The 13,080-nt window shown below is 60.9% G+C and carries 10 protein-coding genes and 2 tRNA genes; 2 read left to right on the top strand and 10 right to left on the bottom strand.

Annotated features, from left to right (window positions below; all coding sequences use genetic code 11):
• Positions 1-279 precede the first annotated feature (279 nt).
• The 4 genes from F8197_RS16275 to F8197_RS16290 all read right to left on the bottom strand — a co-directional run bounded on the left by F8197_RS16275 (position 280) and on the right by F8197_RS16290 (position 3,354).
• Positions 280-1,263 carry a hypothetical protein gene (locus tag F8197_RS16275; RefSeq protein ID WP_152882727.1) on the bottom strand — a complete coding sequence of 328 codons (984 nt, stop codon included), beginning with the start codon at positions 1,261-1,263 and terminating at the stop codon, positions 280-282.
• A 527-nt stretch (positions 1,264-1,790) separates the two neighbouring features.
• Positions 1,791-1,866 (bottom strand) — tRNA-Asn (locus F8197_RS16280).
• A gap of 85 nt (positions 1,867-1,951) precedes the next feature.
• Positions 1,952-2,027: transfer RNA gene (locus F8197_RS16285), tRNA-Asn, on the bottom strand.
• Between the two features lie 124 nt (positions 2,028-2,151).
• On the bottom strand, positions 2,152-3,354 hold the full coding sequence (locus tag F8197_RS16290; RefSeq protein ID WP_193333448.1) for an amino acid aminotransferase: 1,203 nt from the start codon (positions 3,352-3,354) through the stop codon (positions 2,152-2,154).
• 116 nt (positions 3,355-3,470) lie between these two features.
• Here F8197_RS16290 and uvrB point away from each other — a divergent pair, with 116 nt between their 5' ends.
• Positions 3,471-5,546, top strand: coding sequence for an excinuclease ABC subunit UvrB (gene uvrB / locus F8197_RS16295; RefSeq protein WP_152882728.1), 2,076 nt, complete (start codon positions 3,471-3,473; stop codon positions 5,544-5,546).
• Positions 5,547-5,556: 10 nt separating this feature from the next.
• Positions 5,557-6,576 (top strand): pirin family protein, encoded by a 1,020-nt coding sequence (locus tag F8197_RS16300; protein ID WP_227012276.1) that lies wholly within the window; start codon positions 5,557-5,559, stop codon positions 6,574-6,576.
• A gap of 3 nt (positions 6,577-6,579) precedes the next feature.
• On the opposite strand, the gene F8197_RS16305 is transcribed toward F8197_RS16300, so the two are convergent.
• The 6 genes from F8197_RS16305 to F8197_RS16335 form a co-directional block, all read right to left on the bottom strand.
• Positions 6,580-7,680: an alpha/beta hydrolase gene (locus tag F8197_RS16305; RefSeq protein ID WP_227012277.1), complete on the bottom strand. Its 1,101-nt coding sequence runs from the start codon at positions 7,678-7,680 to the stop codon at positions 6,580-6,582.
• A gap of 32 nt (positions 7,681-7,712) precedes the next feature.
• Complete coding sequence (locus tag F8197_RS16315; protein ID WP_152882729.1) at positions 7,713-8,369, bottom strand: SdpI family protein; 657 nt, start codon at positions 8,367-8,369, stop codon at positions 7,713-7,715.
• Positions 8,366-8,647 carry an autorepressor SdpR family transcription factor gene (locus F8197_RS16320; RefSeq protein ID WP_152882730.1) on the bottom strand — a complete coding sequence of 94 codons (282 nt, stop codon included), beginning with the start codon at positions 8,645-8,647 and terminating at the stop codon, positions 8,366-8,368. The genes F8197_RS16315 and F8197_RS16320 overlap by 4 nt, the downstream gene beginning before the upstream one ends.
• Positions 8,648-8,796: 149 nt before the next feature.
• Complete coding sequence (locus F8197_RS16325) at positions 8,797-11,661, bottom strand: TonB-dependent receptor domain-containing protein (RefSeq protein WP_152882731.1); 2,865 nt, start codon at positions 11,659-11,661, stop codon at positions 8,797-8,799.
• 210 nt (positions 11,662-11,871) lie between these two features.
• Positions 11,872-12,468 (bottom strand): MarC family protein, encoded by a 597-nt coding sequence (locus F8197_RS16330; protein WP_019920446.1) that lies wholly within the window; start codon positions 12,466-12,468, stop codon positions 11,872-11,874.
• Positions 12,469-12,521: 53 nt separating this feature from the next.
• A complete protein-coding gene (locus tag F8197_RS16335; protein WP_056143446.1) occupies positions 12,522-13,067 on the bottom strand; it encodes a phosphoribosyltransferase in 546 nt (181 codons plus the stop codon).
• Between the last annotated feature and the right edge of the window lie 13 nt (positions 13,068-13,080).

The following is a 13,080-nucleotide window of genomic DNA, read 5'->3' on the forward strand; positions in this document are numbered from 1 at the left end:
CCGCCACGTTGTATTGAAACAGCTATTAACGCCCGTTTAACGGCCTTGGCAGAGATTCCGTTGCCCACTGGAACCCTGCCGATGCCGCTTCTGCAGCTTATCGGGTACTCCATCAAGCAGGATATTTATTCTCATCCCAATCTGCACAGCCAGTCGCCATGGGGGGCGGATACTTGGTGGCATCGCAAGCCCATGGTTACTCCCCTAACTGGACTCTCTATTAGGCCGGGTGCATTGCCGTCGTTAGCAGCGGTGTAGAAACGCTAGCGAAGAGCTCCGTTACACGGGAAATTCTGCGCCTAATAGCTCGTACAGTCGATCCAGTTCAGCTTCACTTTTCTCGTCTTTAGGCTCGCGATCTGCCCCGAAAAGACTTGGGTAAAGACTCGGAGCATCGACGGTCACCTTATATTTGTGAGTTGCCCCATCTGACGTTTCCGTTGTGCTCATAGATTCCACGGTGAAATAGCGCAGCATGTTATGAAGCGGAGAGTCGGCTGTTTTGAATTTGCCGTTCTTGAACGGTCCGCCGCTCGCGCCAGCGCGTTGGATGAAGTGCGTCATCATTCCACCGACACGGGAGATCGACTGAATATCACCCAAGGCATTACCAGGATTAAAATTTTCCGGCTTTCCAGCGAATTTCAATACCAATCGAGCATCCTCGCAGCCATACAGGCTTGCGATCGGTACCAACACCACCGGGTGACTAGTTAATATCCCGAGTTCATGCGCTTTGGCGCAAAGCACTTGAGCCATCTTGAAACGTTTCGCTTCGGCGATCTTGTTGTGCAGGCCTTGGTCATTTGCGAACTGAAGGAACATTAGATACTGTGGCGTCGACTGCTCAGGATGAACTCCAAACAAGTCGGTCGCATAGGCCTCAACGAATTTCCACGGCTCTAATACGCGGGCGTTCGTGAAGAATGCACTCATTGCATCCCAGTCGCGCCGCGCCTCAAGGATAAAATCCTCAGCAGAAAACTTGCTGCGTTGGTCACTGGCCTTCTCCATCAGAGCTGGGAGATAGGACACGCGGTTTTGAGGGAGGTCGAGTTCATGAAGTGCATGGATAGACTCCCTGTGATGTTCGTCTTTGACGTTCTTAGACGGAAGGTAAGTCTTGATGTGTGCGATTGCACAAATGTCCAAAAAGTAGACGGTGGGTACCCTCAGCATCCATTGCTGCATATCGGTCATGAATGTCTCGGCCTGATCCCGCGGAACATCCACTCGGATGGTGATCCGATTGAAACTTGGCATTATCGTATCCATTGAATCTTTCTTAATCAAATTGAATTACCTCCGACCACTCTTAGCCGGTGGTAGTAAACAATAGCAAATTTTCCAATTGGAAATATCACATATTGTCACACCAGATCTGACGTTGGCTCTTTATGTTGTTATCCGAAAATTACTACCAATCTCACATGGCTTACGAGGGACGGCATTAAGAACGCATGTATCAAGGACCTCGGCCATCTAGATTCAGAGCCTATGGTTAAAAAATGGAATGGGCCGGCTATTTTGGTGATGTATGGATTGGTCCAAGCGCCCAACCGGCGGCATTGCATGTATCAAGTGCGGTGGTTCGGTTTAGCTGATGACGAGCTGAAAAATCAATGCCAAATGTCGCGGCGCGCTACAGGGAAATGCGAAAGATTCCCAGAGTACTTGAACTTGCCACCCACGACCACTCCATCCTAAGTTACCGGATGACGGACGCGCCCAAGAAACTGGAGGACCTAAACGAAAAAGGCCACGTTTCTCAACGTGGCCTTCTTGTATTCTGGCTCCCCGACCTGGACTCGAACCAGGGACCTGCGGATTAACAGTCCGTCGCTCTACCAACTGAGCTATCAGGGAATTGTGTCGCTTGGTGCTACCCGATGCATGCTGCGAGCATTTCATTCATCGGTTCAAACAGCGCCTTGGCGCTGCCTTGAAATTCTGGCTCCCCGACCTGGACTCGAACCAGGGACCTGCGGATTAACAGTCCGTCGCTCTACCAACTGAGCTATCAGGGAAAAGAGGCAACATTTTATACTGTTTATCTTGCACTTTCAAGAAAGAATTCTTTCAGTGCAATTCTTAACGGTACATCTTGTTGCCATCTCGAATCACGTTGCCGCGATCCGAAGAAGCAAGATTTTAGAGTACTTTGGCGATGGCGTCAATAACGGTATCGATGTTGCGCGAGTTCAGTGCTGCCACGCAGATACGGCCCGTGTCCACGGCGTAAATCGATTGCTCGCGCAGCTTGCCGACCTGTTCCTTGGTCAGGCCCGAGTACGAGAACATGCCCACCTGGTCGCGCACGAAGTCGAAGTCGTGCGATGGCGCCTTGGCTTTCAGCTTGGCGACAAACGCTTCGCGCATTTCCTTGATGCGTACGCGCATGCCGGCCAGTTCGTCTTCCCACAGCTGGCGCAGTTCCGGCGTGGTCAGCACGGTGGCGACAACTTTGCCGCCATGGACCGGCGGGTTCGAATAGTTGGTGCGCACCACGCGTTTGACTTGCGACATCAGGCGCGCAGCTTCTTCGCCGCTGGCTGCCACCACGCTCAGGGCACCCACGCGCTCGCCGTACAGCGAGAACGATTTCGAGAACGAGTTCGAGACCAGCAGCGGGCCGCCGGCGTCGGCAAAGCGGCGGACCACGGCGCCGTCTTCGGCGATGCCCGCGCCAAAGCCCTGGTAGGCCATGTCGAGGAACGGCACCAGGCCGCCGGTGGTCACGGCTGCAATCACTTCATCCCATTGAGCCGAGGTCAGGTCGGCGCCGGTCGGGTTGTGGCAGCACGCGTGCAGCAGCACGATCGAGCCGGCAGGCATGGCCTTGATGTCGGCGATCATGCCGGCGAAGTTGACGCCGTGCGTGGCCGGATCGTAGTAGCTGTAGTTATTCACGGCGAAACCGGCGCTTTCGAACAGCGCGCGGTGGTTTTCCCAGCTTGGGTCGCTGATATAGACCTGGGCGTCGGGCGCGAAGCGCTTGAGGAAGTCGGCGCCGATCTTCAGGGCGCCGGTGCCGCCGATGGCTTGCACGGTAATCGCGCGCTTCTCTTGAATTACCGCGCTGTCGGCGCCAAATACCAGCTCTTGCACCGCCTTGTCGTAGGCAGCCAGGCCTTCGATGGGCAGGTAGGTGCGTGGCGCCGGTGCGGCGATCAGGATTTCCTCGGCCTTCTGTACGCAAGCCAACAGCGGCACCTTGCCATTGTCGTCATAGTAGACACCTACGCCAAGGTTGATCTTGGCCGGGTTTTGGTCGGCGTTGAAGGCTTCGGTGATACCCAGGATCGGGTCGCGTGGGGCCATGTCGATGGCGCTGAACAAGCTAGGATTCGTCATGATAAGATTGGATTCGATTTGAACGGTTCGCAGTGGAAAATTTTGACAGCGCCCCTTACTAGTATCCGAAAATTAGGCCGCTGGCAGGCCGTCATTCTAACAAAGGTCTGATCAAGATGGCTGAATTACCCGTAATAGACACTTCTGCGGCAACCGTGGTCACCTTCCCCGACTCGCCCTACAAGCTGCACCAGCCGTTCCCGCCGGCCGGCGATCAGCCCGTGGCGATCGACCAGTTGTGCGAGGGCATCAACGACGGCCTGTTCTTCCAGACCCTGCTCGGCGTGACTGGTTCCGGCAAAACCTACACCATGGCCAACGTCATTGCGCGCCAGGGCCGCCCTGCCATCGTCTTCGCGCCCAACAAGACGCTGGCCGCGCAGCTGTACTCGGAGTTCAAGGAGTTCTTCCCAGAGAACGCGGTCGAATACTTCGTCTCGTACTACGATTACTACCAGCCCGAAGCCTACGTGCCGCAGCGCGACCTGTTCATCGAAAAGGACTCGTCGATCAACGAGCATATCGAGCAGATGCGCCTGTCGTGCACCAAGTCGCTGATGGAGCGGCGCGACGTGGTGATCGTGGCCACCGTGTCGGCCATCTACGGTATCGGTAATCCGAACGAATACCACCAGATGATCCTGACGCTGCGCGCCAAAGACCGCGTCTCGCAGCGCGACATCATCGCGCGCCTGATCCAGATGCAGTACACCCGCAACGAAGTCGATTTCGGCCGCGGCACGTTCCGCGTGCGCGGCGATACGCTCGACATCTTCCCGGCCGAGAATGCCGACCTGGCCGTGCGCCTCGACCTGTTCGACGACCAGCTCGAATCGATCCAGCTGTTCGATCCGCTCACGGGCCGCGTCAAACAGAAGATCCCGCGCTTTACCGTCTATCCCGGCTCGCACTACGTCACGCCGCGTTCGACCGTGCTGCGCGCGGTGGAGTCGATCAAGCTCGAACTGCGCGACCGCCTGGAATTCTTCCGCAACGAGAGCAAGCTCATTGAAGAGCAGCGCCTGGAACAGCGCACGCGCTTCGACCTCGAGATGATGCAGGAAATCGGTTTTACGAAAGGCATCGAGAACTACTCGCGCCACCTGAGCGGCGCCATGCCGGGCGACCCGCCCCCTACCCTGGTCGATTACCTGCCCAAGGACGCGCTGATGTTCATGGATGAGTCGCACGTGCTGATCGGCCAGCTCAGCGCCATGTACAACGGCGACCGTTCGCGCAAGACCAACCTGGTGGACTACGGTTTCCGCCTGCCGTCCGCGCTTGACAACCGCCCGCTGAAATTCGAGGAATTCGAGCAGAAGATGCGCCAGACCGTGTTCGTCTCGGCCACGCCGGCCGAGTACGAAAAGACCCATGCCGACCAGGTGGTCGAGCAGGTGGTGCGCCCCACCGGCCTGGTGGACCCGTTGATCATCGTGCGTCCGGCCAGCTCGCAGGTCGATGACCTGATGTCCGAGATCACCGACCGCGTGGCCAAGAACGAGCGCGTACTGGTCACCACGCTGACCAAGCGCATGTCCGAACAGCTGACCGAGTACCTGAGCGACCATGGCATCAAGGTGCGCTACCTGCACAGCGATATCGAAACGGTGGAACGCGTGGAACTGCTGCGCGACCTGCGCCTGGGCACCTTCGACGTGCTGGTCGGGATCAACCTGCTGCGCGAGGGCCTGGACTTGCCCGAGGTGTCGCTGGTGGCGATTCTCGACGCCGACAAGGAAGGCTTCCTGCGCTCCGAGCGTTCGCTGATCCAGACCATCGGCCGCGCCGCGCGTAACCTCAACGGCGTGGCGCTGCTGTACGCGGACCGCATGACCGATTCGATGGAGCGCGCCATCGGCGAAACCGAACGCCGGCGCGCCAAGCAGATCGCCTTCAACACCGCCAACGGCATCGTGCCGCGCGGCGTGCAGAAGAAGATCAAGGACATGATCGACGGCGTCTTCAGCCCCTCGGAGGCGAAGGAAGAACTGGCGGTGGCGCAGGAATCGGCCAAGTACGAATCGATGAGCGAAAAGCAGATCGCCAAGGAGATCAAGCGCCTCGAAAAAGCCATGGTCGAACACGCCAAGAATCTCGAATTCGAAAAAGCCGCGCAAGTGCGCGACCAGCTCCATGGGCTCAAGAAGCAGCTGTTCGGCGCCCCGGGCGCGGATACGCTGCCGTCATAAAGGTTACACAATGAATCCAATTCTGAGTAGTGGTCCGCTGGGCATGCCCTGGGCCACCATGGACCCGTTTTTATTTTGCGTCCACCACGTCGATGGCTACCCGCAGGGTAACGGCAAGTACGGCCCCGCCACGCCGCTTTCCGGGCGCAATATCGGCCAGGATTTCGCCAACGTCAATGGCTGGAATATGTACCACGGCCAGCAGATACCGGGCTTCCCCGGCCACCCGCATCGCGGCTTCGAAACCGTGACCATCGTGCGCCGTGGCCTGATCGACCATGCCGATTCGCTGGGCGCCGCTGCACGCTTCGGCGCCGGCGACGTGCAGTGGCTGACAGCCGGTCGCGGCATCGTCCACTCCGAGATGTTCCCGCTGCTGAAAACCGACGCCGACAATCCGCTCGAGCTGTTCCAGATCTGGCTCAACCTGCCCGCGCGCAGCAAGATGGTCGAACCGCACTTCACCATGCTGTGGTCCGAAGACGTGCCGCACCAGGTGGTGGCCGATGCTTCCGGCGCGCGCACCGACGTGCTGTGCGTCGCCGGCCAGTTGGCGGAATTAAAACCGCTGGCGCCGCCACCCGATTCGTGGGCAGCCGCCGACGACAGCGACGTGGCGATCTGGGTCATCACGATGGAGCCGGGCGCCGAGTGGACCCTGCCTGCCACGCGTGGCGCGCAAACCAGGCGCGCGCTGTATTACTTTGATGGCGACGGCGCCACCATCGGCGGCCAGTCGATCGCAGCGCGCAGCGCCAACGACCTGCGTACCGACGCCCCGCTAGTGTTGAAGAATCGCGCCAAACCCGCGCAGTTCCTGGTTCTGCAAGGCCGCCCGATCGGCGAGCGCGTGGTGCAGGCCGGGCCGTTCGTGATGAACAGCGAACAGGAAATCCGCCAGGCACACGCCGACTACCAGCAGACCGGTTTTGGCGGCTGGCCGTGGCCCGACATGGCGCCCGTACATGGCGACGATCCTACCCGCTTTGCGCGTCACGTCGGTGGCCAGGTAGAGCGCCGGGAAAACTAAGCACTACAGTTGTTGCACGAAGTTGGCCACCGCATCGAGCAACTGCGGCGCCACCGGCAGCTCATTGCTGCCATACGACTTGACCTGCAAGGCCTGGTCGTCGCCGACGATTTTCAGCAGGTGGTTCATGCCCTCGACGATCACCACCTTGGCGGCCGGCTGCGCTTTGGCCAGCGCTTCGGCGTCGGCCACCTTCACCTGGATGTCGGACGTGCCCTGCACGATCAGCACCGGCATGGTCAAGGCGGCGATGGCGTCGCGCGGCCCGTGGCGCAGCGACGAAATCAGGTAAGGCTGCACCGATGGCCGGTACAACATCATCAGCTCGGGCGGCACCGCGTCCGCCAGCTTGCCCTCCTTGAGCGACGCCACGATGCGCGTGTGCTGCGCAAACTGTTCTGGCGTCAAGTGGGGTTTCAATTGCTCGTCGAGCACTTCATCGAGACCACGCCCGATGCCGGCAATCTCCACGCACCCATCGGCCGCGCCGCGCCGGCAGGCGCCTGCCGCGATCAGCGCGCCCTCGCTATGCCCGGCCACCACCACCCTGGAGAAGCGCGGATCGGCTTTCAACTGGCGGATCCACGCTACCGCGTCGTTGACAAAATCGTCGAAGCGCAGATCAGCCTCGCTCCACTGCGGCGAGACGCTCGCTGCAATCAGCCGCTTGTCGTAGCGAATCGAGACGATGCCGCGCGCCGCCAGCCCTTCGGCCACCATCTTCAGACTGTCATTGGCGCCGGGCAGCGCGATGCTGTTGCCGTTGCGGTCGGTGGGGCCGGAGCCGGCGTGCAGCAGCACGACCGGCACCTTGCCACCCTGCCCCGCCTTGGGCGCCAATTCCGTGCCGCGCAGCGTGCCGCCACCGACATCGAGCGTCACTTCACGCGCCGCAAAGGGTACCGCAGGTGCGACCGGTGTGACGGGCGCGGCGGGCGTGGCTCGTGTAATGGCTACTGCGGGTACGGCGGGCACGGTGGGTACAGCTGGCGCAGCGGATACAGCGGGTGCGGCAGGCGCATTGGATACGGCGGGCGCAGCGTGTACCGCAGCATTGGCCGTCCAGCAAAACAGCAGCGTGCACAAGGGCAGCGTAATACGCATCAACGACTCCTTTAAAGGAATGGATAGGTGACTCAGTTCGATTCAAGCGTACCCGCTTTTTCCAGCCGCTTGTAGCACGCCAGCGAATAGAGCACTGCAACCGGCGCCCACCAGAACATCAGCAACAGCACCAGCCACCCCGGTGCGCCAGCCAATACGCCAACCAGACCCAGCACGCCGCTGGCAACCATCAGCCTGGCACCGAGGCGATGAGTCGCATACCACACGCGGTCGCTGCTCAGGGTCCATGGCGTGCGGATGCCGAGGTAGAAATTCTTGCGCACCTTGCCCAGCGGGTTACCCACCAGGATCAGCACGATACACATCCCGGCCGGCACCGCGCGGTCCATCGGCACGTTGCCGCCGGTGGCGGCGATCAGCACCAGTACGTGGACATACGCCAGCAGCACCACGACCACGCCGGTCGAATATAGCCAGGTGGACTCGAACGCGGTGACGCCGTAGCGGCGCGGCGACAGCGATGGCAGTGCCAGCCCGAGCAGTGCGACCAGCGTCATCAAGCCGGGGCCCAGCCGCCACAGCATGGCGCGCGGACCATAGCCATCGACTTCTCCAGCGGCATTCCAGTGCAACGGGATGTGCTCGGGCAGCGCCGGGAAGTAATGCCAGGTGAAAGCGCTGATCAGGGCGATCAATACGAGGCAGATGGTGATGAAGCGGGTTTTCATTTTTTCCTCCCGGTGGGTTCGGTCAGGTCCATCATCCACGCGACGACGTCCTGCAGTACGGTGGTATTGAGGCTGTACCAGATGGTCTGCCCTTCGCGCCGGCGCGCGATCAGGTCGGCCTCCACCAGTACCGCGAAGTGGTGCGACATGGTCGGCTTGCTCGTATCGAAACGCTCGGCCAGGTCGCCGGCCGTCATCTCGCCATCGCGCAGCAGCCGCAGGATCTCGCGCCGCGCCGGATCGGCAATCGCCTTGAACGCGCTATTGTTGGAAGTCATGTGCCAGCATTCATATTGAGATAAACATCTAATTAGACATCCATCTAAATATAAGGCAAGTTGACGGTCGCGGTCAACTCATTCAACGCATTTTGGTTGTGGCTGGCAACATCCGGGCGGCAGACGCCCGGATGCCTGGTGCAGCAGGATCAGAACGCGTAACGCGCGCTGAACTTGACCGTGCGCATCGGGCCGCCCATCGAGTTGGGTACGCCGAGGTTGGCGTTGTCGCCGCCGAAGCGGTTGCTCGGGTTGCCCGGTCCTCCGGCCCAGCCGTCGTAACCACCGTAGTTGATGCTGTTGAACAGGTTGAGCACGTCCGCGCGCAGCGACAGCGCGCCGAACGCGAATTTGACTTCCTTGGCCAGGCCCACGTCCACCTGGCGGAAGTTGCTGCCCTTGCCTTCGGCCGCCACGCAGCTGGTAGGACCGCGCGAGCAGTCGGTGATGCGGTACGGCAGGCCCGAGCCGACCGTCAGTTTCCCCGACACCATCAAGCCGAACGGCAGCAAGCCGTCGGACACGCCCGCTACCACCAGGCGGTGCTTTTCGACGTCGGTCGATGGATTCCAGGCAGTGGCGTAGCGGCCGTAGGTCCAGTTGAACGTGTTGTTGGTCCACTCGTTGTTGGTGGTCTCGCCGCGGCTGTAGGTGTAGGTCGCGCCCAGGCTCCAGGTGGACGCCTTGGTATAAGGCTTGTCCAGTTTCAGGTAAATGTTCTCGGCCTTGGTCTGGGTGATGAAGTCACCGAGCACCAGGGTACTGTAACCGGGCACCGAGCCGAACAGCGGATCGATCGGGCTGCCGTTGCCCCAGGTGCCGTTGACGTCGCGGTTGCCGCCGAACCAGTTGAACTGGTTGCGGCTGCGCGAATTGGTGTAGCCCACTTCGCCGTTCCAGCGGCCCAGTGCCTGGCGCAGACCAACGCTGAACTGGTCGGTGTACGCCATCTTGTGGTTGTTCTTGATCAGCCAGATTTCGCCACCCGGCTGCGAGTTCTTCTGCGCCTCGTCGAGCGCGTGGTTGGCAATTGCCCGGTCATACGCCCTGCCCCAGCCGGCAAACAGCACCGAAGCGCGGTCGCCGTTGAGATCGTACGACAGGCCCAGGCGCGGTGCCCACGCATCCTTGAACGGCTTGCGGCTGTTGCCGTTGCTGATGTAGTCGGCGATGTTGACCCCGCCCTTGGCCAGCGACTGCGCATAGGTCTGGCCGGCAACGGCGCCGTCGCGGGGATCTTGCCGGTCGAAGATGGCCGCGCGGTCGGCCGGCGTGGCATAGCTGTTGTTGAGCATATTGCTCTCGTAGTCGTAGCGCACACCGAGGTTGAGCAGCAGCTTGTCGGTGGCCTGCCAGTCGTCCTGGAAATAAATACCGTACTGATTGTTGGAGAACGCCACGCCAGCGGACGGAATTGCCGGCTCCGAGCGGATCAGGCTCGGAATGCCGGTGACGGTGTCGATGCGCTCCCAGCGCTGCTCGACCGCGCGCGCGGTGCCGGACAGGTTGTAATCGATGCGCTTGGCCTTTACCCCCGCCTTGAAGGTATGATTTTCCAGCCCGGTATAGGTGAGATCGTCCTGCAACAACAGGCCGCGCTGCTGGCGGAACTGGTTGTTGGGCGAGCCGCCGGTGATCAGCACATCGACCACGTTGTCATCGGAGTTGCTGGGAGAAACCTGGTAACGCACGTACGGGTTGGCCGCCTCAGAACGTGGATTCCAGCTGTATTTTTCGTAGCCGAAGCGCGCTTCGTTCAAAAAGCCCTGGTCGCTCCACTCGTGCTTGACGTCGAAGCGGTCCTCGTCGTTGGTGCGGTCAAGAACGTTTTCGGCGACGCTGAGCTTGAGGTCTTCGGGAATCAGGTCGGACTCGCGGCGCACGCGGGCGGTCGCTTCGATGCGCTGGTTGCGCGAAATCTGGGCATCCACTTTTACCAGGAGCAGGTCTTCCTTGAAGCTCGATACCTGCGAGCCCTGACGCGCCAGCAGCGACGGCACGATGCCGGTATCGGGCAGCAGGTCGGTGCGCTGGGCAATCACCTGGCGCGGGCTGTCGATCTTCTTGCCCTCGTAGGCGATGAAGAAGTGCGCGACGTCTTCCTTGATCGGACCGCCGAGCGTGACGCCATACTGGTCCTGCGACGACGACGGCCGGCCCACGCCCTGGCGCTCCGATTCTTTCTGAAACGGATCCTTGGCGGTGAGGTTGGTGCCACTGTGGTCCCAGAACACGTCGCCGCTCAGGGTGTTGCCGCCGGACTTGGTGACCGCCGTAATGGCCGCGCTCGATACCTGGTCGAACTCGGCCTTGTAATTTTGCGCGATCACCTTGTACTCGGCCACCGCCGATTGCGGGAACGGATTGCCCCGGCTCGAATCGAGTCCTGACACACCGCCACGCAGGATATTGTTCTTCTGGCTGACGCCATCGATGAACACGTTGACATTGTCCTGGCTCTGCGAGCCGCTCTGCATCTTGACGTTGCCTGCAGTATCGACATTGAAGCGCACGCCGGGCGCCAGGTCGGCAAACGACAGGAAGTTGCGGGTGACCTGCGGCAGTTTTTCAATCTGCTGACGCGAGACCGACGTGCCCACCTCGGAACCGGTCACATCGCGCCGGGACGCCGAGCCGGTGATCACCACCTGCTGCACGCCCGCCTGCAACTGCAGGTTGACCTGGCTGGTCTGGCCCACGCTGACGGTGACAGGCTCAGCCTGCTGCTCGCCCACGCGGATACGGTAGGTGCCGGGCGCCACGCCGGTGAGCACATAGCTGCCGTCGGCGCGGGTGGTGGTTTCGTACTTATAACCGTTGAGTTCGTTGGTGGCGGTGACCGCGGCGCCAGCCGAGGGCGCTGCGCCGCTGGCGACCTGGCCTTGAATGGTGGCGGTACTGAGCTGGGCATGCGCCAGCGGGGCCACCAGCAGCGCGGCGGCAAATGTTGCGGCCAGCGCGGTGGACATGACGGACAGGCGTAAGGCAGGCGTATGCCGGGCAGAGCTTTTCATGGGTACTCCTGGTTTTGTAGTTCGGAATAATCACCAGGCATGGCGCCGCAGGGGGCGCCGATAATGCTGACAGTGGTGAGGCCGCGCGCCCCCGCCGGGGAGACGGAGGCGCATCACTATGTAAATTGTTTACATTGTTGTTTCAGCCACTGTAGCGCCGTTGCTCGCGCACTGTACAGCTTTTTTTCAATCGGGACGCGGTCTCGCAGCCTACAAGGTCTTGACGAACTCGCGTATTCCGCTCAGCAGCATTTCGATCGACATCGCGGTCAAAATCAGTCCCATCAGCCGCTCGAACGCGGTCATCACCTGCGGACCCAGCACTTTCTGCAGGCGCTCGGCCGACAAAAATACCGCCAGCCACACCACCGCCACGGCCGCCAGCGCCGCCACGTGCACCAGTACCTCGCCCGTGCTCTCGCTCGAGAACAGCAGCACGGTCGCCAGCGCGGACGGGCCCGCCAGCGCGGGAATGGCCAGCGGCACGATGAACGGCTCGGCGCCATCGGTGCGGCCCAGCACGCCATCGGGGTGCGGGAAAATCATGCGGATCGAGATCAACAGCAGGATCACGGCGCCACCGATGCGCAGCGCAACTTCCGACAGGTGCAATGCGGCCAAGAAGTGGCGGCCGAAAAACATGAAGATCAGCAGCAGGCCGAAGGCGATCGCGCATTCGCGAATCACGATGCGCGGGCGGCGCGCCGGCGGCACGGGATTGAGCACGCTGGCAAACAGCGGCACGTTGCCGAACGGATCGGTCACCAGGACCAGCAGGATGAAGGTCTGAAAGAAGTCTTGGGTCATATTATTGTTCTGAAATTGAAAAGGGAGCCGAAGCTCCCCTTGTCTGAAACGGCTTACTCAGCCGATTCGCCTTTTTTGATCCATGCGGCCAATTGGTGTGGACGCAGACCGTCGTAGTCCTCGAACGGTTGATGGATCCACGGATTGTGCGGCAGTTCTTCCATCTGGTAGTCAGGCTTGAAGGCCGAGCTGCCCTTGGTCCAGATCACGGCCGAACGCACTTCGGTCACGCCGTCGAAGTTGTCCTTCAGGTGCTGCATCACCTTGATCAGGGTAACGCCCGAATCGGCCAGGTCGTCCACCAGCAGGATCTTGCCGGACAGCGGGCCCTTGGTCATCGTCATGTACTTGGCGATGTCGAGGTCGCCCTGGGTGGTACCCTTGTCTTCGCGGTACGAGCTGGTCGACAGGATCGCCAGCGGCACGTCGAAGATGCGCGAGAAGACGTCGCCAGGACGCACGCCGCCGCGCGCCAGGCACAGCACCATGTCGAATTTCCAACCGGACTCATGCACCTTGAGCGCCAGGCGCTCGATCAGGCGGTGGTATTCGTCCCAGGACACCCAGAGGTGTTTTTCATTAGTTTGCGGGTTGTTCATGACACTCCTCTTA

Source organism: Duganella sp. FT27W (assembly GCF_009295655.1).
GTDB classification, from domain to species: domain Bacteria; phylum Pseudomonadota; class Gammaproteobacteria; order Burkholderiales; family Burkholderiaceae_D; genus Rugamonas; species Rugamonas zoogloeoides.

Excerpts from the sequence above, each read along its gene's own strand:
- F8197_RS16275 (WP_152882727.1), bottom strand. The coding sequence starts at position 1,263 with ATGCCAAGTTTCAATCGGATCACCATCCGAGTGGATGTTCCGCGGGAT.
- F8197_RS16290 (WP_193333448.1), bottom strand. The coding sequence starts at position 3,354 with ATGACGAATCCTAGCTTGTTCAGCGCCATCGACATGGCCCCACGCGAC.
- uvrB (WP_152882728.1), top strand. The coding sequence starts at position 3,471 with ATGGCTGAATTACCCGTAATAGACACTTCTGCGGCAACCGTGGTCACC.
- F8197_RS16300 (WP_227012276.1), top strand. The coding sequence starts at position 5,557 with ATGAATCCAATTCTGAGTAGTGGTCCGCTGGGCATGCCCTGGGCCACC.
- F8197_RS16305 (WP_227012277.1), bottom strand. The coding sequence starts at position 7,680 with ATGCGTATTACGCTGCCCTTGTGCACGCTGCTGTTTTGCTGGACGGCC.
- F8197_RS16315 (WP_152882729.1), bottom strand. The coding sequence starts at position 8,369 with ATGAAAACCCGCTTCATCACCATCTGCCTCGTATTGATCGCCCTGATC.
- F8197_RS16320 (WP_152882730.1), bottom strand. The coding sequence starts at position 8,647 with ATGACTTCCAACAATAGCGCGTTCAAGGCGATTGCCGATCCGGCGCGG.
- F8197_RS16325 (WP_152882731.1), bottom strand. The coding sequence starts at position 11,661 with ATGAAAAGCTCTGCCCGGCATACGCCTGCCTTACGCCTGTCCGTCATG.
- F8197_RS16330 (WP_019920446.1), bottom strand. The coding sequence starts at position 12,468 with ATGACCCAAGACTTCTTTCAGACCTTCATCCTGCTGGTCCTGGTGACC.
- F8197_RS16335 (WP_056143446.1), bottom strand. The coding sequence starts at position 13,067 with ATGAACAACCCGCAAACTAATGAAAAACACCTCTGGGTGTCCTGGGAC.